This window comes from Humibacter antri (genome assembly GCF_054777235.1).
The window spans coordinates 80,228-100,247 of record NZ_BAAHAW010000014.1; the positions used below are offsets into that span (position 1 = coordinate 80,228).

Sequence of the window (20,020 nt, forward strand, 5' to 3'; positions counted from 1 at the left end):
TTGGCCTGTCTTCGGGCGAGTGTCATGTTGACGCGGTCGCGCGCGCGATATCGCGCGGGCCAGCGATCGATCACGACACGATCGAGCGCCGCGCGATCGAGCACGCCAGAATGGGCTGGTGAACCAAACGCAACCCCAGGGCGCGCTGCTCGTCGGCAGCGTCAACTACGACGACGCCGAGACCACCATGCGCACCGCCGCCGAGCTGATGGGTCCGCTGCTGAAGCGCATCCCCGACGGCGAGCCCGGCGAACGGTTCCACTGGATCATGTTCCAACCCGATGTTCTGGGACAGACCGACGGCCTCGAACGGGTGGGCGAGCATCCGATTCCGCTGCGCATGCTGGATGCCCGTCCCCTGCGGGTCGCCGACGGCGTCGATCCGTCGACGCTTCGGCTGCCGCCGCTGGGGTATGCCGAGGCAGCGTTGGAGTCGTACGAGGTCTTCCGCCGTCTGCGCGATGAGGGAGCCATCGCGTCGGGTACCCGCTTTCAGGTATCGCTGCCGACACCTCTCGCCGTGGTGGGCGCGTTCTTCCCGCCGGAGCAGCGCGCTGCTTTCGAACCCGTCTACCGAGCGGCGATGTATGGCGAGCTGACGGAGATCCTGGATGGCGTCCCGCACGACGATCTCGCCATCCAGTGGGACAATGCGGTCGAGTTCGGAATCATCGAAGACGTGCTTCACCGGGGAGGCCACGGCGCGGAATCGTGGTGGGGCGACGACGTGTGGGCCGGTCTCACCGAGCGTTCCGCAGACCAGGCATCCCGCGTCCCCCTCGACGTCGAGGTCGGCTTCCATCTCTGCTACGGCGACGTGGCCGAGAAGCACTTCGTCGAGCCGGCAGACGCCGGAAACCTCGTGCGCTTCGCGAACATGCTGACGGATGCCTCACCGCGCCCGATCACGTGGATCCACCTGCCCGTGCCCATCGAGCGCGACGATGACGCGTACTTCGCGCCGCTGAGCGACCTGCGGCTGGGTGAACGCACCGAGCTCTATCTTGGACTCGTGCACCGCGAAGACGGAGCGGACGGCGCGAGCCGGCGCATCCGTACAGCCCTGCGGCATGCCCCGACCTTCGGCGTTGCCACGGAGTGCGGCATCGGACGCGCGCCAGAGGGGACCACGGAGCAGATCCTGCGCACGCACGCCGAGGTCGCCTCAGCCTGGTAGCGGGTAGGTGACGCTGCGGTCCGGATGCACCGACGCCCCCGGTGTCAGCGTCGCGGGGTCGATCCGGTCCTGTGCCATGATGTGCCGCACGTTCTCGTCGTGCGCGAGCAGGTGGTCGGCGATGATTCGCCTGTGGCAACGCCACCACACGGCTTCGGAGCACATGACTGTGGTGCGCCGGTCGCGTCCGAGCTCCCGCAGCTCCTCGAGCGCGTCGGAGAACTGCCCTGAGAGTGCGTGGTCCGCGTAGTTGTGGAAGCTCTGATTCCGCCATGCCCCGTTCACCTCGGGCGGCACCGAGTCCGACACCCCGCGACGTCCTGTGAGGCCGGCCGAGCGCAGGTAGCCGACTCCGGCATCCGCAAGCGACGCGGCGAGAGCGTCCTGGTCGAACTGCGGATTTGCGCGCGATCCCGGCAGCAGGCGCACGTCGACCAGGAACCGCACATCCGCCGCCCGCAGCAAGCCGATGAATTCGTCGACGGAGCGGTTCGAGTGGCCGATCGTGAAGTACGGGTTCGCCATCACTCAGCGGTCAGGCGCAACGCCGAACCTCTGTGCGCCGCGACGTGGCCGGTCTTGGCGCTCTGGATCTCGTACTGCGGGTCGTCGTCGCTCGCGTGGTGCGTGTAACCCTTGTAGTCGAAATCGGCGGTGTGCACTCGGATGACCGTGCCCGATACCTGACCCGCCTCGGAGTTCCACGTCACGTGGTCGCCGACAGTGAAATGTCTGGTCATCCCGTTCCTCCTGCACCTGCGCCGCCGTCGATTCAATCAGTCTCCTCGGGTCGTGGCCGCATGCCTAGCATGAGCATGCAGGGCAAGTGCACGGCTTCGAGGGGGAGGCAGCACATGAGTACCGAGGCGCAATCGAAGACAAGTACCGAGGCGCAGCCGAAAATGAGTACCGAGGCGCAGCCGAAAATGAGTACCGAGGCGCAGCCGAAAATGAGTACTGAGGCGGAGCCGACAACAGGTACCGAGGCGCAGCCGAAAACAAGTACCGCGGCGCAGCCGAACGGAAACGTTCCGACGCGGCCGAAGGCGGCGACAGCCGTGGGGGAGCGGGCCGCCCGCGAGACGGCCGAGGCCGCACGCGAGACCGAGTGGGAACGGCCCAGCTTCGCCAAGGGCATCTACCTGGGCGACTTCGATCTGTCACTGGTCCACCCGCATCCGCGTGGCGACGCGCACGACGTCGAGCGTGGCCAAGAGTTCCTGACACGGCTACGAGCGGTGTGCGAGACCCTCGACGGCGGGCGCATCGAGCGTGAGGCGCGCATCCCCGACGAGTATGTCGCCGCGTTATCGGGATTGGGCGTCTTCGGCATGAAGATCCCGCAGGAATACGGCGGCCTCGGCCTCAGCCTGCTGTACTACGGGCGAGCGCTGATGCTGATCGGCTCGGTGCATCCCTCGATCGGCGCACTGGTCTCTGCACATCAGTCGATCGGCGTACCCGAGCCGGTCAAGTTGTTCGGCTCAGAGGAACAGAAGAAGAAGTACCTGCCGCGATGTGCGACTGGCGCCATCTCCGCGTTCCTTCTGACCGAACCTGATGTCGGCTCCGACCCGGCGAGAATGGCCGCAACCGCCACGCCCACCGACGACGGCTCCGCCTACCTGCTCGACGGCGTGAAGCTCTGGACCACGAACGGCGTGATCGCCGAACTCCTCGTGGTCATGGCACGGGTGCCGGAGCACGACGGGCAGAAGGGCGGCATCACCGCATTCGTCGTCGAGGCGGACTCGCCCGGCATCACGGTCGAGCACCGCAACGCGTTCATGGGCTTGAAGGGCATCGAGAACGGGGTCACACGCTTCAACGGTGTGCGTGTGCCGTCCGAGAATCGGCTCGGCCGCGAGGGACAGGGCCTCAAGATCGCACTGACCACGTTGAACACCGGCCGACTCTCGATTCCGGCGTTGTGCGCGGGGGCCGGCAAGTGGTCGCTGAAGATCGCGCGCGAGTGGTCGGCGCAGCGTGTGCAGTGGGGGCGCCCGATCGCACAGCACGAGGCCGTTGCGACGAAGATCGCGTTCATCGCCGCCACGGCGTTCGCGCTGGAGGCGGTGTTCGAGCTGTCGGCCGAACTCGCGGACTCCGGCATGAAGGATGTTCGCATCGAGGCGGCCCTCGCCAAGCTCTGGTCGAGCGAGATGGGCTACGTCGTCGCCGATGAACTCGTGCAGATCCGAGGCGGGCGCGGCTACGAGACGGCGGACTCGCTGCGGGCGCGAGGGGAGCGCGCCGTCGCCGCTGAGCAGCAGACGCGCGACATGCGCATCAACCGCATCTTCGAGGGGTCCACCGAGATCATGCACCTGCTGATCGCACGGGAGGCGGTGGATGCCCACCTGAAGGCCGCTGGCGACCTCGCCTCGCCTGACGCCGACCTTCGTGCCAAGGCGAAGGCTGCGGCGAAGGCGAGCGGCTTCTACGCGAAGTGGCTGCCGTCGCTTGTCGCCGGCAAGGGCAACGAGCCGGGAGCGTACCGCGAGTTCGGCCCGCTCGCGACCCATCTGCGCTACGTGGAGCGGGCATCCCGCAAACTCGCCCGGTCGACGTTCTACGGCATGGGCAGGTGGCAGGCCGGTCTCGAACACAGGGAGGCGTTCCTCGGCCGCATCGTCGACATCGGTGCCGAACTGTTCGCCATGGCCGCGTCATGCACCCGCGCCGAGATGCTCCGATCGGGGGACGCTCAGTCGGCGGACGCTCAGTCGGCGGATGCTCAGTCGGGGGATGCTCGGTCGTCGGATGCTCGGCGCGGTAGGTCCGCCTACCAGCTCGCCGATGCATTTTGCGGGCAGGCCAGGCACCGCATCGACCAGTTGTTCCGTGAACTGTGGGACAACACCGACGAGAAGGACCGCAAGCTGACCGAACGGGTGATGAACGGCGATGCCGTATGGCTGGAGAAGGGCGTGATCGACGCATCCGAGGGGACCGGGCCGTGGATCGCCGCCACCGCCGTCGACGGCACTGAGCCCACCGACGTGGGAAAGGAGAGCGTGCACCGGCCGTACCGGTGATGCACGTTGTCTCGACCGGCCGTTCGACGATCACATTGTCAGCGACCAGCTCCACTCGTAGACACCGGGGCGCACGATGAAGCGCGGCAGGGCATCCGGCCCCACCGACGCGCTGCCCAGGCCGCGATGTGCGATGTCGGCACGCACGATGGTCTCGTCGCGCCGCGGCAGTTCCCAGGAGTGTGGTGTCGTCTCGAGGTCCGCGACGCTCTGGTGCGACGCGGTGAACAGCACGGGTTCGGAGAACCACAGTCCGACTGTCCGAGCGCCGTCGCCGAGCGATGCGGCCGTCACGCCGGTGCGCCCGGCGTTCTCCTGCGGCCGCACGTACGGGGTCTGCAGGGCGTCCACAGTCGACCCCCACCGGCCCAGCAGCCCGGAGGAGCGCCGATCCGGATACGTCTCGTGCGGACCATCGCCCAGCCACTCCACCTGCTCGAAGCCCGGTACCAGCGCGAACTCGATGCCCACCCGGGGAATGTCCGGCAGCGACTCGGGCACGACGACGGTCTCGTGGAACTCGAGCGAGCCGTCGGATGCCCGCACGCGCTGCGTGTGCTCCACGACGTGTCCGGCGGACGTGGTGTATCGAGCCCGAACAACCGTCGTGTCGCCGTCGTGCTCCACGGCCTGGAGACTGCGCACGGCGTCTCGCAGGCCGGTGGTCTCCAACCGCTGCCCGAGCGGAATCGCCTTGTCGTTATCGGTGAGGGCGCGCCAGAGCTGCAGCCGCGGCCCCGCGGACATGAGCGGATGCCGCACAACGCCGTCGTCATCGAGGTGGACGGCCGCAGTGCTCGATACACCCTTCGACGCGTCTTCGGCGTGCTCAGGGAACTCGGGGAGCGACCAGCCGAGCTCTGTGAGCGAGCGAAGCGAGTCGAAGGACTTCGCCGGCACAACCCGAACCTCCAGCACGGCCAGCTCGGTGCCTGCAGGCGCCCACACCCCGTCCAAGCTGGTGCGCACCGTGACCCGCAACGCGAGTGCGCCCTCGTCGGCAAGCCCGCGCACGAGCTCCGCCGGCAGCACGACCTCCGCCATCTCACCCGCCTGGGCCGAGGCATTCAGCCGCACGGGGGCTGTCACACCGTCGATGCGCGCCACCGACGCCTCGATCGCGAGGCCCCCCAGCGATGCGAACGTCTGGCGGTTGAGCAGGCGCAGGCGGCCTTCTCGAGCCGCGGACGCATCGGAGACGATCTCGACCGGTGAGAACGCTCGCCGCACCTCGAAGATCGCCGGGTGCGGCGACCCGTTGGGAAAGAGCAGCCCGTCGATGCAGAAATTGCCGTCGTTCAGCGCATGGCCGAAGTCGCCGCCGTAGCGGTAGTGCTCGGCGCCTTCGGGGTCGAGTCCGTGGTCCTTCATCTCCCAGATGAACCCGCCCTGCAGTCCGGGTGTGGTGCGGATCGCCGCCCAGTAGTCGTCGAACGACCCGTTCGAGTTGCCCATCGCGTGGCTGTACTCGCACATGATGAGCGGTCGGTCGGCGCGCTCGCTCTTCGCGTACGACACGATCGCGTCGATCGGCGGATACATCGGGCACACGATGTCGGTCTGCGAATGCCCGCCGAACCAGTCCTTCGCGATCGCGCCCTCGTAGTGCACGGGGCGGGTCGAGTCGTAGCCGCGCACCCAGCCGGCGGCGGCATCCTGATTCAGGCCGGATCCGGTCTCGTTGCCGAGCGACCAGATGATGATGCTGGGATGGTTCTTGTCGCGCAGCACCATGCGCGACACGCGGTCGACGAACTGGTTCAGGTACCGGGGGTCGTCGCAGATCGACCACGCCCAGTCGTGTCCTTCCACGTCGGCCTCGTCGATGACGTAGAAGCCGTACTCGTCGGCCAGGTCGTAGAAGGCGGGGTCGTTCGGGTAGTGCGACGTGCGGATCGCGTTGAAGCCCCACCGCTTGAGATTCGCCAGTTCGCCGGCGATCTGCTCCCTGGTGAGCGTGCGGCCGGTGCGCGGGTCGAACTCGTGCCGGTTGACGCCCTGCAGCATGATGCGCCGCCCGTTCACCGTGAGGTCGCGCCCGACGATCTCGACCCGGCGAAACCCGACTCGCAGCGAGGCCGAGTCGAGCACGGCACCGTTCTCGTCGACGAGCTCGATCGTGATCGGGTAAAGCACAGGTGTCTCGGCGGTCCACGGCGACGCATCCGGCAGCTCGAGGGAGGCGGATGCCCGTCCGTGCGGTTCCGGAAAGTTCATTGCGGTCGCGATCGATGCGAGTGTGCGCAGCGGCTCGGGCAGCGGCATCCGTGCGGCGTTCTTCGCGTGCAGGGAGAACACCGTCTCCTCCAGCGGCACCTGGGCGAGCAGCTCCTGCAAGTGCCCGTCCTCCGGGTCGACCATCAGTCGTGTCGATACCGGAGTGACGATCGATGCGGGAACGGATGCCGCACCCAGTCGCACCCGTACACTCAGCCCGGCGGGCGCCGCGTCGTTCGGCGCGCCGACGATCGTCTGCACGTCGAGCCGTCCAGTGCCCGACGCCGTGTCGAAGTCCGCGACGACGCGTACGTCGCGCAGGAAAACCGGAGACGTCGCGTACAGCCGCACCCCGCGGGTGATGCCGCCCAGCCACCACTGGTCCTGGTCCTCGATGTAGCTCGCGTCGGACCACTTCACGACAGTGAGCTCGAGCTCGTTGTCGCCGGCGTGCACGAGCTCTGTCACGTCGAATTCCGCGGCCAGACGACTGCCCTTGCTCGCCCCTGCCTGAACTCCGTTCACGCTCGCCAGCAGCACGCTCTCCGCCGCGCCGACACTGAGCACGATGCGCCGGCCGTTCCACACCTCGGGCACCGTGAACGCACGGCGGTAGACGCCGGTCGGGTTCGCCTGGGGAACGCGTGGCGGAGCGTCGGGGAACGGCATCGTGATGTTGAGGTACTGCGGCGCATCGTCGGTGCCCTGAAGCGACCACGCGCCCGGCACCCGGATGTCCCGCCACTCGTCCGCGAGTGCGGCCTCCGGGCTCGGCAGTAACTGGAATCGCCAGGTTCCGTCGAGGTCGATGACGTCGCTCAGCGATTCTCCGTCGAAGCCGGTCGTCCGCGGCACGGCGTTGGTGCGTTCGCGTCCCACCGACGTGATCTCCGGATGCCGCCACACGGCCGCTGCGGCGCCGTCGAGCGAGGCTGATCCTCGTGGTGATGCAGGCATTCGAGCTCCTTGCGAATCATGGGTTACGGGTTCCTGGCGTGCGCGGCCGGTGGGAGGTTCTCGGGGTTCTCGTCGGCAGCCATTGGAGTTTCAGTCGACATTCGTGTTCCGGCGACGACATTCGTTCGCTTTCGGAATAGTCGTTCAGATTGCACCGCAGCTTATGGATTGACAAGTTCCCGTAAGCAATCGTAGGCTGCCTGCGCATCACATCCGGCCCGGGAGCAAGCTCTCCGGGGCTCAATGACGAGGGAGTCAGATATGCAAGGTCAGCACAATTTCGGTGCTCCGGTCTCCGGCATCAGCCGGCGGGACATCCTCAAGTTCGGCGGCGTGGCCGCTCTCGGCGCTGCAACCGTTCCGCTCCTCGCCGCGTGCTCGTCGGGCAGCAGCGGATCGTCCACCTCCGGGGGCGGCAGCATCACCTTCGGCTCGAACTACTCCGACCCTGCACCGAAGGCGGCATTCGCGTCGCTGACGAGTGCGGCGACGAAGTCGACCGGGGTGAAGATCGACGTCAACACCGTCGACCACAACACGTTCCAGAACAACATCACCTCCTATCTGCAGGGCACGCCGAACGATCTGTTCACCTGGTTCGCCGGCTACCGCATGCAGGTCTTCGCCAACCAGGGTCTGATCGAACCGATCGATGACGTGTGGGACAAGATCGGCAAGAACTTCCCCGACTCGGCGAAGGCATTGTCGAAGGGAACCGATGGCCACTACTACATCGTTCCCATCTACAACTACCCGTGGGTCGTGTTCTACAACAAGAGCACGTTCCAGGAGAAGGGCTACGAGGTTCCGACGACCTGGGACCAGATGATCACGCTCTGCAAGAAGATGCAGGCAGACGGACTGATCCCCTTCGCATTCGGTCAGCAGGACGGATGGCCGGCGCTCGGCACGTTCGACATTCTCAACCTGCGCATCAACGGCTTCGACTACCACATGAAGCTCATGCAGCACAAAGTGCCGTGGACCGACTCCAAGGTGACCGATGTGTTCAACCAGTGGGCCGAACTCATGCCGTACATGCAGACGGGTGCGACCGGTCGCATCTGGCAGGACGCCGTCAAGACGCTCGAGGCCAAGCAGGCGGGCATGATGTTCCAGGGCACCAACCAGGTCGCAGCACAGTACGTGACCGACAACGCGAACCTCGACGACCTGGACTTCTTCGTGTACCCGGAGATCAATCCGACGTACGGGCAGGACTACATGGACGCCCCGGCCGATGGCTTCTGCCTCGCGAAGAAGGCGAAGAACGTCGACCCGGCCAAGAAGGTTCTCGAGTACATCGGCACAGGTCAAGCCGAGGCCGCCTACCTGAAGAACGACAAGTGGGACGTCGCGCTGGCCACCGACGCGAACGTGCCCACCTACAACGCGATTCAGAAGAAGTCCGTCGAGGTGATCAAGGCGTGCAAGAACGTCGCACAGTTCCTCGACCGCGACAGCGACCCTGGATTCGCGGACAACACGGTCGCCGCTGCCGTTGACAAGTTCATCAACAGCCCGACTCCCGACACGATCAAGTCCATCCAGTCCAGCCTGGAGGCGCAGGCGAAGTCCGTCTTCACTGCTGCACACTGATGACCGTGTCCGACAAGCCGATGGCCGTGAGGTCCGAGGCTCGCCCGCCGGCGCCGCGTACGCGGCGTCGGCGGGTGCGGCGGTTCACCAAGCGGGACCGCATCGTGATCATCGTGCTGCTGGGCATCCCGTTGCTCGCCGACCTGGCCTTCGTCTGGTTCCCTGCCGTGACGAGCGTCGTGCTCTCGTTCACGAGCTGGAACGGCGTCGGGCCGATCCAGCCGTGGGTCGGCACGCAGGAATACAAGTACGCGTTCACGATCGACCCGCAATTCTGGCCCGCCGTTGTGCACAACGTGATCTGGATCCTGGTGTTCGGCCTGATCGCAACGCCGCTGGGGATGCTCATCGCGGTGATACTCGACCGCAACCTCAAGGGCAGCCGGATCTACCAGAGCGTCTTCTTCATCCCGGTCATGCTCTCGCTGGCGCTGATCGGCATCATCTGGGAGCTGATGTACTCGCAGAACTACGGACTCATCAACACGCTGCTGGGGCGCACGGGGTCGAACGCCATCAATTGGATCGGTAACCCGAACCTCAACCTCTGGGCCGTGCTGGTGGCCGCATCCTGGCGCCAGGTCGGCTACGTGATGATCTTGTATCTGGCGGGGCTCAAGGGTGTCGACACTTCGTTGAGAGAGGCCGCTCAGATCGACGGTGCCAACCCGTGGCAGACGTTCTGGCGAGTCGTCTTCCCCGTGCTGAAACCCATCAACATCGTGATCATCGTCATCACGGTGATCGAGTCCCTGCGCGCCTACGACATCATCTACATCATGAGCCACGGCACCGTGCTGCCCGGCTTGGAGCTGCTTTCGCTGCTGGTGACGCAGGCCATCATCGGGCAGACCACCCGCATCGGGTATGGGTCCGCGCTGGCCACGGTGCTTCTGGTCATCTCTCTCGTGCCGATCATCATCTTCCTGGTTCAGTCGTTGCGGAAAGAGGACGAAGCATGACAACGCTCTCCAGTGCGCGCGCAGCGGCGTCCGCCCGAGCCGGCGGTGCCCGGCGTCGGCAAGACGGGGTGCGGCCCGGCCGTGTCGCCGCACACATTTTCCTGATCATCATGGCGGTTGCGTGGATTCTGCCGCTGCTCTTCGCCCTCTACATCTCGTTGCGGCCGATCAGCAGCACAGCGAAGTACGGCTACGTCTCGCTGCCGATCGGCGGTTTGACGTTCGAGAACTACGTGAACGCCTGGACCGAGGGGCAGATGGGGCACTACCTCATCAACTCGGCGATCATCACCATTCCCGCCGTGCTCATCACACTGCTCTTCGCCTCGGCGGTCGGGTTCGTCATCGCCCAGGTGAAGTTGCGCGGCCGGCTCGTGCTGCTCATCGTCTTCACCGCAGGCAATCTGTTGCCGCAGCAGGCGTTGATCACGCCGCTGTATCGCATCTTCTTGAGCATCCCGCTGCCGGACTGGCTGTCTTCCAGTGGTCTCATGTACGACTCGCTCTTCGGACTGATCGTCATCAACGTGGCGTTCCAGGTGGGGTTCTGCGTGTTCGTGCTGAGCAACTACATGACCACCATCCCTGGCGACATCTACGAGGCGGCGCTGGTCGACGGCGCGAGCCTGTGGACCCGGTTCTGGGGCATCACACTGCCGATCTGCAGGCCGGCGCTCGCTGCGCTCGGCACGCTGCTGACGATCTGGATCTACAACGACTTCTTCTGGGCGACGGTGCTCATGTCCACCGGGTCGAAGCGCCCGATCACGTCTGCGTTGAACAATCTGCAGGGCCAGTTCGTCAGCAATCAGAACATGATCGCCGCAGCCGCATTGATCGCCGCGGTGCCGACACTGATCGTGTACCTCGTGTTGCAACGCCAATTCATCTCAGGCCTCGCCCTCGGCGCAACCAAAGGATGACCCGCATCCGATCGACACCGCTTCATCGCAGACAGAGGAGATGTCGGAATGCCGACGAATGGGGACTCGTCAGGGCGGCCCAGCGGCGGCGCTGACCTGCCGGGCGAGCTTCGCAGGCAGCGCATGCTCGCCATGCTCGCCGATCGCGGCTTCGTGCGGGTCAATGAGCTGAGCGAGGCGTTCGGCGTGTCCGGGGTGACCGTGCGGGGCGACCTCGCTCAGCTCGAAGATGCGCAGGGTATTCGGCGGGTGCGAGGCGGCGCAGTCCCTCGCGCCGTCGCCGGGCTGCTCGAGCATCCGGTGGAAGAGTCACTACGCAGTTCAAAGGAAGAGAAACGCGCGATTGCGCGTGCAGCCGCAGCACTCGTCGAGCCGGGGATGAGCGTTCTCCTCGATGTGGGCAGCACCTGTCTTGCCGTCGCGCTCGAACTCGTGGGTCGCGACGACCTCCACGACGTCACGGTCGTCACCAACGGGCTGACGATCGCGCTGGAGCTGGAGCATGCCATACCCCGCATACAAGTGATCGTCACCGGCGGAGCGTTGCGCCCGCTTCAGCATTCGCTTGTCGCACCGTTCGCCACCGAGGTGCTGCAGCGTGTACACGCCGACCTGGCGATCCTCGGCTGCAACGGGGTGGATGCCGTCACCGGCGTGACGAATATCAACCTGCCCGAGGCGGAGATCAAGCAGGCTATGCTGCGGGCGTCGGCCCGCGCGGTCGTCGTCGCGGACGGCTCGAAGGCGGGGCAGGTGCATCTCGGCCGCATCGGCGGGTTGCAGGCCTTCACTACGATCTTTCTCGGAGCATCCGCCGATGCGAATTCAGTGAACCGGCTCCGTGCAACACGATCTGTTGATATCGAGCTGATCGAGACCCACCCGGGTCGTCCGAGCGCAAGCCGGCATGCCCGTTCCCGACGTTCGGAGGATGCTTCGTGATCGACCGCCTGTACCTGCGCGCCGCCGGAGTCGGCCTTCTGCTCGACCTGCGCGACGCCGATGTGCGCGTGGCGCACTGGGGCGCCGACCTCGGCGAGGAAGGCGACCGGCTCGATCCGGCTCTGTTCACGGCTTCTGCCGCGCACTCGTCGTTCGACGAACCGGTGCCGGTGTCGCTCATTCCGCAGCCGTCGCGCGGGTGGCGTGGAACACCGGGGATCGCCGGCGATCGGGGCGGCCGAGGGTTCGCGCCGCGCCTGAAGCTGCAGGATGTGCGGCAGGCCCGACTCGAGCATGCGAGCGGAGGCGGCACGCAGCGTGCCGAACTCGTGCTCTTGGACGAGGCATCAGCTCTACGCGTGGACGTCGCCCTCACTCTGCATTCCACCGGCCTGCTGCTCATCGATCAGAGCGTCACGAACATCGGGGGCGCCGGGTACACGCTCGCCGCGCTCGACGCGAGCCTTCCGGTGCCGAGCCAGGCGACCGAGTCCCTCGACCTGACCGGGCGATGGGCGCGGGAGAAGCATCCGCAGCGCCGCCGCATCGATCAGGGCTCCTGGACGCGGAGCGCGCGGCATGGCCGTACCGGCCACGACTCGACCCTGGTGATCGCGGCCGGATCACCAGGGTTCGGCTGGCGGTCCGGAGAAGTGTGGGCGCTGCACCTGGGCTGGAGTGGTGACCACACCAGCCGTGTGGAGCGCACGGGCGACGGGCAGACCGTGCTGGCCGTCGGGGAGCTGCTTCACTCCGGCGAACTGGTGCTCGCACCGGGCGAGATGTACACCGCACCGACCGCATACGCGGCGTACTCGGCAGACGGACTCGACGGGGTGAGCGCTCGCTTCCACGAGTGGGTGCGGAGCCGTGCCGGGCATCCGTCGGCACCGCGCCCGGTCATGCTCAACACGTGGGAGGCCGTCTACTTCAACCACGACCTGACCGTGCTCCGCCAGCTGGCCGACGCCGGTGCCGACCTGGGCGTCGAGCGGTTCGTGCTCGACGACGGCTGGTTCCTCGGGCGGCGGAACGATGCGAAGGGTCTCGGCGACTGGTTCGTCGATCCCGATGTCTGGCCGCAGGGTCTGACGCCGCTGATCGAGCACGTCAAGGGCAAGGGGATGCAGTTCGGGCTCTGGGTCGAGCCCGAGATGATCAACGAGGACTCCCAGATCGCACGCGAGCATCCGGACTGGATCTCTCGCCCGAACGGGGCCGACGGCCGACTTTCGTTGCCGTGGCGCCATCAGCAGGTGATCGACCTGGTGAATCCGGATGCCTGGGACTACATCTACGCGCGACTGGACGCCCTGCTCAGTGAGTACCCCATCGACTACCTGAAGTGGGATCAGAACCGCGACCAGGTCGAGCTCGGGCATGACGGGCGTCCGTCGACGCACGAGCAGACGCTCGCCGCGTACCGGCTGTTGGACGCACTGCGCGCCGCGCATCCAGGCGTCGAGATCGAGAGCTGCTCCTCGGGAGGCGCACGCGTCGACCTCGGCATCCTGCAGCGCACCGACCGCGTGTGGGCATCCGACACGAATGATGCGCTGGAGCGGCAGACGATTCAGCGCTGGACGGGTCTCGTGCTGCCGCCCGAACTGGTCGGCGCGCACGTCGGACCGGCGACAGCGCACACCACGCACCGAACGCACGACCTGTCGTTCCGTGCCATCACCGCCCTGTTCGGCCACTTCGGCATCGAGTGGGACGTTCGATCGCTGACGGATGCCGAGCGCACGCAGTTGCGTGCCGCGATCGACTTCTACAAGACGAACCGTTCGCTCCTGCACACCGGCCGTGCCGTGCGCATCGACCGTCCCGACGACACGGATTGCGCGTATGGAACCGTCTCGCATGACGGCTCCCGCGCGGTCTTCGTGTACGCCGCACTCGCCTCGTCGCCGAACGAGCTGGCGGCGCGGCTGCGTTTCGCGGGGCTCGACCCGGAGCGCGACTACCGCGTCGCACTCGGGCTGCCGCTCGACCCGCACGCTGGCGCTTTGCGCGGCGTCCCGTCCTGGCTGCGGGGGATCGCCGTGGAGGGCGCAGAAGGGGGTGTCGTGGTTCCGGGGCGGGTGCTGACGACGGCGGGTCTGCCGATGCCCGACCTGCATCCGGAGCACGCCCTGCTGCTCACGTTGACCGCGGTGTGATGTCCGGCCGGGCGAAGGCCCGTACCGCCCGCACCACTCACTGAGCGAGCGAGCGAGTCGAAGTGTCGCCGCCCGCGACCATCCAGGCGATCACTTCCACGTTCGGGCCACGGGGATCGGCATCCGCTACACGATATTTCGGCAGCGGATGCCGATTGGTGTAGCGGATGCGGGTCAGGTGGTCATCGTGCAGAAAAAAATAGGAGCGCTGCAGGGCAAGCTACGCATTTCGCCGGGAAGGCTCGGCGCGCTCTACTATCGGCACGGAGGTGTCGATGAAGCGCGCACTGATTGTCGTGGACGTACAGAACGAGCACATTCGTGGGGGACTGGCGGTCACGCACCCGTCGATCCACGAGAGCATGCCGAACATCGCCATGGCGATGGACACGGCCGCCGATCTCAAGGTGCCCACCGTGGTGGTCTGCCGGGTCGAGCGGCCCGGGTCGCCGCATTTCGCACAGGACGAGCCCGGCTCGGCGATCCATTCCCTGATCGCAGACAACCCGCGAGACGCCACGGTGATCACTTCGGGCGCTGCGGGCGATGGGGAGGGCGATCTGGCCGGCTGGCTGCGCGACCGCGACGTCACGGTGGCAACGCTCGTCGGGTACACGGCCGAGGGCGCGATCGGTCGGCTGGCGACGTTGCTCGCTGCGTCCGGCATGACCGTCGAGGTGCTCGAAGACTCGACCGGATCCCACGAGCAGCAGGCACACGACCTGGATGCCCGTGCCGTCTACGAAAGCGCGCTCGACCGGCTGGAGCATCAGGAATCCGTCATCGTCGGTACGGCGATGGACTGGGAAGAAGCCGTACGGGAAGACCGATCGGTGAAGCGGGTACGCGTCGGCACGGCAGCGGAGAGCGAGCGCCCGTCCCGGCTGCGCGATGAGTTCGAGCGAATCGAGGATCGCGTGCGGTCGCTCGCGGAGGAAGGCGCGGCGAGTTCCGAGGCGTTCCAGCTGCAGCACACCTTTGCGATCGGCGTGCAGCCACTCTGACACCGCAGGCTCTCACCGCATTTCAGCGCGCGGACCGCCGCGGCGATTCGTCCCTGTCGCGACCGTCACGCGACAATGGGACTTCGGACACTGGTGCGGACGCGAGGAGGCGTGATGACCGACGACGGTGCTGCGCGAGACCGGGGTGAACGAGACGGGAATGCTCGAGAGGCTGCCGGCCGAGGCGATTCCGCAGGCGGTGCCCGCGATGCAGACCGCTACGAGGAAGGCATCGTCACCGACTTCAGCCGCCGCATGAGCTACTCGTCCTATCTGGGGCTCGGCCAGCTGCTGTCGGCGCAGCATCCGGTGAGCACTCCCGAGCACCACGATGAGCTGTTGTTCATCGTGCAGCACCAGACCACGGAGCTGTGGCTCAAGCTCGTGCTGCACGAGCTCACGGATGCCTGCAGGCTGCTGCGCGAGAACGAGTTGCAGCCGGCGCTGAAGCGCATCGCCCGCGTGAAGCACATTCAGCGCACCCTGACGGACCAGTGGTCGGTGCTCGCCACCCTGACGCCCACGGAGTATGCGCAGTTCCGCGGATTCCTCGGCAACTCGTCCGGATTCCAGTCCTGGCAGTACCGCGCCGTCGAGTTCACGCTCGGCAACAAGGATGCCCGCATGCTGCGGGTTTTCGAGAACGATGCGTCCGCGCACGACCTGCTGTCGGGCATCCTGAACGCTCCGACCTTGTACGACGAATTCCTCCGCTATCTCGCCAGAGCGGGCTTCGAGGTGCCCGCGTCGGCTCTCGGGCGCGACGTCACGCAGGCGTACCGCATGAACGAGGAGCTCATGCCGGTGATCCGTGAGATCTACGAGCGCGCCGAGGAGCACTGGTCGGCGTACGAGGCGTGCGAGGAACTGGTCGACCTGGAGGAGAACTTTCAGCTGTGGCGGTTCCGGCATCTGAAGACGGTGCAGCGCACCATCGGCATGAAGACGGGTACCGGCGGGTCCAGCGGCGTGCCGTTCCTGCAGAAGGCGCTCGACATCGTCTTCTTTCCCGAGTTGTACGCCGTGCGCACGCAGATCGGTGCGCCGGCGTAGGCGGCGGTCGATGTTGGAAGACGGCCAGATCGTCGCGTTCGACGCGGCGTGGACCGGGTCGTTCCGCGGCCCCAGCGCCTACGCACTGCGCGACGGCCTGCTGCACCCGGTCGCACCGGATGCCCGCGCCGACATCGAGATACCGGGCACGCTCTTTCCGCGTCTCACCGATCACCACGTGCACCTGACGCTCATCGATCCCGAGCCGCTGCTCGCCGGCGGCATCACGCATGTCGTCGATCTCGGCGGCGACCCCGCGCACACTGGCCGGCTGCGCAGGGACGCGGCGCTCTACGGGTCGACAGAGGCGGGATCGACGCTGCCCGACATCCATATCGCCGGCGCCTTCCTGACGTGCCCGGGCGGGTATCCGAAGGGCCGCGACTGGGCGCCTGACACGTCGGTCGTCGAACTGAGCGACCCCGAGCAGGCGGAGGCTGCCGTGCGCACGCAGGCGGCGGTCGGGGCATCCGTCATCAAGGTCACGCTCAACAGCGATGCCGGCCCGGTCCCGGCGCCGGAGCTGCTGGTCGCCATCGTCACGGCCGCACGCGCCGAGGGCGTGCCGGTCGCCGCTCACGTCGAGGGCGAGGGCATGACAGAACTGGCGCTCGACGCCGGCGTCAACGTGATCGCGCACACGCCGTTCACGGAACGGCTCGAGCCGGAGCTCGTCGCGCGCATGTCCCGCGCGGGCACCGCCGTCATCTCGACGCTCGACATCCACGGCTGGGGCGACCGCACGCCTGCCTTCGAGATCGCCGTTCACAACGTGCGACATCTCACGGCCGCCGGTGTGCGCGTGCTGTACGGCACCGACCTCGGGAACGGCCCGTTGCCGTTCGGCGTGAACGCACGCGAGCTCGACGCGCTCGCGGCAGCGGGGCTGGAGCGCGACACCCTGGTCGCCGGCATTGCGGGGTCGGCGCACGCGGATGCGATCGGCCCGCGGTTCGCGTGGGTACCCGGCACCCCGCCCGAGAGCCCGGCAGACACGGCCAGCTGGCTGGCGGGTGCCCGCGCGACGACGATCGACTACCTGGAGGAAACCCTGCAATGAGCACACCCGATCCCTTCCTCGCCTACGCCAGAAGGGCGGACCGCAGCGACGGGCTCGCGCACTTCCGGTCGCGGTTCGTCGCCTCGGACGGGCTCGTCGCCTACTTCGACGGCAACTCGCTCGGCCGGCCGACGACGGCGAGCGTCGAGCGCATCCAGCGATTCCTCACGCAGGGCTGGGGCGGTCGCCTCATCCGCGGCTGGGACGAGGAGTGGATGGAACTGCCGTTCACGATCGGCGACCGCATCGGGCGGGTGGCGCTGGGCGCGGCGCCCGGCCAGACCATCGTCGGCGACTCGACGACGGTGCTGCTGTACAAGCTGGCCAGAGCGGCTGTGGATGCCCCGCGAGCCAGCGCGTCGGGCGGAGGAAAGCGCACCGAGATCGTGCTCGACACCGACAACTTCCCGACCGACAGATACGTGCTCGACGGCATCGCAAGCGAGCGCGGGCTCACGCTGCGCTGGATCGAGGCGGATCCTGCGTCGGGCGTGTCGCCCGAACAGGTCGCCGCCGTCGTGGGGGAGCAGACGGCGCTCGTGGTGCTCAGCCATGTGGCCTACCGCTCCGGCTATCTCGCCGACGCGCAGGCGATCACGCGCATCGCCCACGACGCAGGGGCGCTCGTACTCTGGGATCTTTGCCACTCCGTGGGAGCGGTCCCCGTCGAACTGGACGCGTGGGAGGTGGATCTGGCCGTCGGATGCACGTACAAGTACCTGAACGGCGGGCCGGGATCTCCGGCGTTCGCGTATGTGCGCGACGACCTTCAGCAGGTGCTGCGTCAGCCGATCCACGGGTGGCTCGGCTCCGCGGATGCCTTCATGATGGGCCCGGAGTACCGGCCTGCGGATGGCATCCGGCACTTCATCAGCGGCACCCCCTCGATCATCGGCATGCTGGCCATGCAGGACACGCTGGGCATGATCGAGGACCGCGGCATCGATGCAGTGCGGGCGAAGTCGCTCGCGTTGACGGACTTCGCGATCGAGCTGACCGATGAGTGGCTGGTGCCGCTGGGTGCCGTGCTGGCATCGCCACGGGATGCCGCGCGCCGCGGCGGGCACGTGACCGTGCAGCACCCGGCGATGCGCGAGGTGACGGCTGCGCTCTGGAAGCAGGGCGTGATCCCGGACTACCGCGACCCGGGCGGTCTGCGCATCGGGCTGTCGCCGCTGTCGACCTCGTTCGAGGAGATCTATGACGGAATGGTCGCCGTACGGGATGTTCTGCGCGGGGAGCTGCTGCGCGCCGCCGGACTGGCGTGACGATGGCACGGCCGGCAGGGCGTTCGCGTCATGGTGCGTGCTACGAGGTGTTACATGGAGACCGTGACGCACCGCGAGATGCGTAACCGCAGCGGGGAGATACTGCGTCGCGTCGAGGCCGGCGAGACGATTCGCATCAGCAACATGGCCGGTGCTCGGCGCTGATGCCTTGCAGCCGGCTGCCGACGATCGTCCGAGTCACTCCGGCGGGACGGCTTCGCTCAGTGCGGCCCGATACGCCATCGTGGTGGCGAGGATCGACAGCGAGCGGTGGAGAACGACCTCAGGGGCAAGAGCAGGATCCACCGGATCCTCCACCGGTGGGATCGATGCACATGCCGCTTCGATGGCGGCAGTCTCGCCGCGGCTCACCGTGTACTCGTTCGCGATCGTTCGCAACACGTCGCCGAGATCGATCCGGCCTGCCTCCTCCGCAGTGCCCAGAACCTCGAGCGCTGCATCGAGCCAGCGTCGGTCGTCAAGCTCGGCATCCTCGGCCGCATCCGTGACGTCGCAGAACAGGGACATGTGCGCCGCCCACAAGACGGGAAAGGACTCCTCGTCGTTGTCGTAGGGGAACCGCGCTGCGCGCTCGATGTAGTCGATCGCACGGTCGCGAGCGGTATCCCACACCAGCAGGGACTTGCCGATCAGGTTGTCCGAGGCGACCGAGTGTGGATTCAGCCGGGGCAGCGGGCGGGGGGTGCCGAAGGTGGTCGGCAGGCGCGGGGAGCTCCACGGCACATCGGAGTCGGATGACACTTTTCGACTGTAGGTCATCAGGCTTTATTGGTTCCGGTAGATCTCCGAGCGGTGGCCGAGTCCGATCGCGATGATCGTCAGCGTGTCATCCTGGATTTCGGCGATGATCCGCCAGTCGTCGATGCGGTAGCGCCAGTAGCAGGCGCGGTCCGCGGTTAGCTCTTTCCCGCGCTGCCGGTGGTCGTCGAGGTCGCAGACTTCGTGGAGATAGGACTTGATGGGCCGCAGCACCGACTTGTCGAGGCGACGGGCGGCCATATCGAACTGCGACGAGGTCTGAAGGCGCGAACGACTCACACGCCCAACTCATCCCACAATTCCGACGCCGGGCGGCTTTCCTTGCCGGATTCCTCCCAGTCCTGTACGACTGAGTCCGCCCAGAAGCGCTCTTCCCGGCCATCAAGGTGCTCGTGCAGCGCCTCACGCACATAGAACGTCTTGGAACGACCGGTGCGACGAGCCAGCGCTTCCAGCCGAGATTCGTCATCCGGCGCGAGCCTTATTGAGATCGCCACGATCACCACCTCCTGCGATACAAGTGTCGCGCGCGACGCACGCAAGGGGATCCTCTAGCGCTCCCATGGCGCCGACCGTGATTCGCTTACCTGGTGGGTTGGGTTGCGGATTTTTGGGTCGCGGCCAGTAGCGCAGCGATCTGGGCACGGCGGGTACGCGATGCCGGGACGACTTGGGTGTATCGCAACACTTGGAACGGAAGATCACAGAGTTTGTCTTGCTCGAGCCGCGCTCTGACGACCAACCGGTCGCCGAACTCGCCACCGATCGTGGCGGCGTCCGCATAGCCGATGCCCGTTACCGCCGGCCAGGTGATCCGCAGTAATGGTTCACCGTTGACTGGCTTAGCGTTCCAGAACCGGATGCCCTCGTCATCGACT

Annotated in this window: 19 protein-coding genes; 12 read left to right on the top strand and 7 right to left on the bottom strand. The window is 66.8% G+C overall.

What is annotated here, in order from left to right:
• Positions 1–118 precede the first annotated feature (118 nt).
• On the top strand, positions 119–1,177 hold the full coding sequence (locus ACYVDK_RS05835; protein WP_460519303.1) for a hypothetical protein: 1,059 nt from the start codon (positions 119–121) through the stop codon (positions 1,175–1,177).
• Here the strand turns inward: ACYVDK_RS05835 and ACYVDK_RS05840 are convergent.
• Together ACYVDK_RS05840 and ACYVDK_RS05845 are read right to left on the bottom strand one after the other, a co-directional pair.
• On the bottom strand, positions 1,166–1,702 hold the full coding sequence (locus tag ACYVDK_RS05840; protein ID WP_460519306.1) for a DUF488 domain-containing protein: 537 nt from the start codon (positions 1,700–1,702) through the stop codon (positions 1,166–1,168). The two genes, ACYVDK_RS05835 and ACYVDK_RS05840, sit on opposite strands and share 12 nt — an antisense overlap.
• On the bottom strand, positions 1,702–1,917 hold the full coding sequence (locus ACYVDK_RS05845) for a hypervirulence associated TUDOR domain-containing protein (protein ID WP_460519309.1): 216 nt from the start codon (positions 1,915–1,917) through the stop codon (positions 1,702–1,704). The genes ACYVDK_RS05840 and ACYVDK_RS05845 overlap by 1 nt, the downstream gene beginning before the upstream one ends.
• A gap of 210 nt (positions 1,918–2,127) precedes the next feature.
• Between ACYVDK_RS05845 and ACYVDK_RS05850 the strand changes: the two genes are divergently transcribed.
• Positions 2,128–4,215: an acyl-CoA dehydrogenase family protein gene (locus tag ACYVDK_RS05850; protein WP_460519312.1), complete on the top strand. Its 2,088-nt coding sequence runs from the start codon at positions 2,128–2,130 to the stop codon at positions 4,213–4,215.
• Positions 4,216–4,245: 30 nt separating this feature from the next.
• Here the strand turns inward: ACYVDK_RS05850 and ACYVDK_RS05855 are convergent, their stop codons facing one another.
• Entirely contained in the window at positions 4,246–7,389 is a 3,144-nt protein-coding gene (locus tag ACYVDK_RS05855; protein WP_460519314.1) for a glycoside hydrolase family 2 TIM barrel-domain containing protein, read from the bottom strand.
• 261 nt (positions 7,390–7,650) lie between these two features.
• Here ACYVDK_RS05855 and ACYVDK_RS05860 point away from each other — a divergent pair, with 261 nt between their 5' ends.
• From ACYVDK_RS05860 to ACYVDK_RS05905, 10 genes are all read left to right on the top strand, one after another.
• Positions 7,651–8,988: an ABC transporter substrate-binding protein gene (locus ACYVDK_RS05860; RefSeq protein WP_460519317.1), complete on the top strand. Its 1,338-nt coding sequence runs from the start codon at positions 7,651–7,653 to the stop codon at positions 8,986–8,988.
• Entirely contained in the window at positions 8,988–9,950 is a 963-nt protein-coding gene (locus tag ACYVDK_RS05865) for a carbohydrate ABC transporter permease (protein WP_460519320.1), read from the top strand. The genes ACYVDK_RS05860 and ACYVDK_RS05865 overlap by 1 nt, the downstream gene beginning before the upstream one ends.
• A complete protein-coding gene (locus ACYVDK_RS05870; RefSeq protein ID WP_460519323.1) occupies positions 9,947–10,873 on the top strand; it encodes a carbohydrate ABC transporter permease in 927 nt (308 codons plus the stop codon). Before ACYVDK_RS05865 ends, ACYVDK_RS05870 begins: the two co-directional genes overlap by 4 nt.
• A 48-nt stretch (positions 10,874–10,921) precedes the next feature.
• Positions 10,922–11,815 (top strand): DeoR/GlpR family DNA-binding transcription regulator, encoded by an 894-nt coding sequence (locus tag ACYVDK_RS05875; RefSeq protein ID WP_460519326.1) that lies wholly within the window; start codon positions 10,922–10,924, stop codon positions 11,813–11,815.
• Positions 11,812–13,977: an alpha-galactosidase gene (locus ACYVDK_RS05880; RefSeq protein WP_460519328.1), complete on the top strand. Its 2,166-nt coding sequence runs from the start codon at positions 11,812–11,814 to the stop codon at positions 13,975–13,977. Before ACYVDK_RS05875 ends, ACYVDK_RS05880 begins: the two co-directional genes overlap by 4 nt.
• A gap of 275 nt (positions 13,978–14,252) precedes the next feature.
• Complete coding sequence (locus ACYVDK_RS05885) at positions 14,253–14,981, top strand: cysteine hydrolase family protein (protein ID WP_460519331.1); 729 nt, start codon at positions 14,253–14,255, stop codon at positions 14,979–14,981.
• 114 nt (positions 14,982–15,095) lie between these two features.
• Positions 15,096–16,034 (top strand): tryptophan 2,3-dioxygenase, encoded by a 939-nt coding sequence (gene kynA / locus ACYVDK_RS05890; protein ID WP_460519334.1) that lies wholly within the window; start codon positions 15,096–15,098, stop codon positions 16,032–16,034.
• Between the two features lie 10 nt (positions 16,035–16,044).
• Positions 16,045–17,094 (top strand): amidohydrolase family protein, encoded by a 1,050-nt coding sequence (locus tag ACYVDK_RS05895; protein WP_460519336.1) that lies wholly within the window; start codon positions 16,045–16,047, stop codon positions 17,092–17,094.
• Entirely contained in the window at positions 17,091–18,362 is a 1,272-nt protein-coding gene (locus ACYVDK_RS05900; RefSeq protein ID WP_460519339.1) for a kynureninase, read from the top strand. Before ACYVDK_RS05895 ends, ACYVDK_RS05900 begins: the two co-directional genes overlap by 4 nt.
• A 54-nt stretch (positions 18,363–18,416) precedes the next feature.
• Entirely contained in the window at positions 18,417–18,527 is a 111-nt protein-coding gene (locus tag ACYVDK_RS05905) for a type II toxin-antitoxin system prevent-host-death family antitoxin (protein WP_460519342.1), read from the top strand.
• Between the two features lie 33 nt (positions 18,528–18,560).
• On the opposite strand, the gene ACYVDK_RS05910 is transcribed toward ACYVDK_RS05905, so the two are convergent.
• The 4 genes from ACYVDK_RS05910 to ACYVDK_RS05925 all read right to left on the bottom strand — a co-directional run.
• Positions 18,561–19,124, bottom strand: a complete 564-nt coding sequence (locus tag ACYVDK_RS05910) for a hypothetical protein (RefSeq protein ID WP_460519345.1) — start codon at positions 19,122–19,124, stop codon at positions 18,561–18,563.
• A 24-nt stretch (positions 19,125–19,148) separates the two neighbouring features.
• Positions 19,149–19,421, bottom strand: a complete 273-nt coding sequence (locus ACYVDK_RS05915; RefSeq protein ID WP_460519348.1) for a type II toxin-antitoxin system RelE family toxin — start codon at positions 19,419–19,421, stop codon at positions 19,149–19,151.
• Positions 19,418–19,645: a type II toxin-antitoxin system RelB family antitoxin gene (gene relB, locus ACYVDK_RS05920; protein ID WP_460519351.1), complete on the bottom strand. Its 228-nt coding sequence runs from the start codon at positions 19,643–19,645 to the stop codon at positions 19,418–19,420. The genes ACYVDK_RS05915 and relB overlap by 4 nt, the downstream gene beginning before the upstream one ends.
• An 80-nt stretch (positions 19,646–19,725) precedes the next feature.
• On the bottom strand, positions 19,726–20,020 hold a 295-nt coding region (locus ACYVDK_RS05925), incomplete at its 5' end, for a hypothetical protein (protein WP_460519354.1).

Excerpts from the sequence above, each read along its gene's own strand:
- ACYVDK_RS05840 (WP_460519306.1), bottom strand. The coding sequence starts at position 1,702 with ATGGCGAACCCGTACTTCACGATCGGCCACTCGAACCGCTCCGTCGAC.
- ACYVDK_RS05845 (WP_460519309.1), bottom strand. The coding sequence starts at position 1,917 with ATGACCAGACATTTCACTGTCGGCGACCACGTGACGTGGAACTCCGAG.
- ACYVDK_RS05850 (WP_460519312.1), top strand. The coding sequence starts at position 2,128 with ATGAGTACTGAGGCGGAGCCGACAACAGGTACCGAGGCGCAGCCGAAA.
- ACYVDK_RS05855 (WP_460519314.1), bottom strand. The coding sequence starts at position 7,389 with ATGCCTGCATCACCACGAGGATCAGCCTCGCTCGACGGCGCCGCAGCG.
- ACYVDK_RS05860 (WP_460519317.1), top strand. The coding sequence starts at position 7,651 with ATGCAAGGTCAGCACAATTTCGGTGCTCCGGTCTCCGGCATCAGCCGG.
- ACYVDK_RS05865 (WP_460519320.1), top strand. The coding sequence starts at position 8,988 with ATGACCGTGTCCGACAAGCCGATGGCCGTGAGGTCCGAGGCTCGCCCG.
- ACYVDK_RS05870 (WP_460519323.1), top strand. The coding sequence starts at position 9,947 with ATGACAACGCTCTCCAGTGCGCGCGCAGCGGCGTCCGCCCGAGCCGGC.
- ACYVDK_RS05875 (WP_460519326.1), top strand. The coding sequence starts at position 10,922 with ATGCCGACGAATGGGGACTCGTCAGGGCGGCCCAGCGGCGGCGCTGAC.
- ACYVDK_RS05885 (WP_460519331.1), top strand. The coding sequence starts at position 14,253 with ATGAAGCGCGCACTGATTGTCGTGGACGTACAGAACGAGCACATTCGT.
- kynA (WP_460519334.1), top strand. The coding sequence starts at position 15,096 with ATGACCGACGACGGTGCTGCGCGAGACCGGGGTGAACGAGACGGGAAT.
- ACYVDK_RS05895 (WP_460519336.1), top strand. The coding sequence starts at position 16,045 with ATGTTGGAAGACGGCCAGATCGTCGCGTTCGACGCGGCGTGGACCGGG.
- ACYVDK_RS05900 (WP_460519339.1), top strand. The coding sequence starts at position 17,091 with ATGAGCACACCCGATCCCTTCCTCGCCTACGCCAGAAGGGCGGACCGC.
- ACYVDK_RS05905 (WP_460519342.1), top strand. The coding sequence starts at position 18,417 with ATGGAGACCGTGACGCACCGCGAGATGCGTAACCGCAGCGGGGAGATA.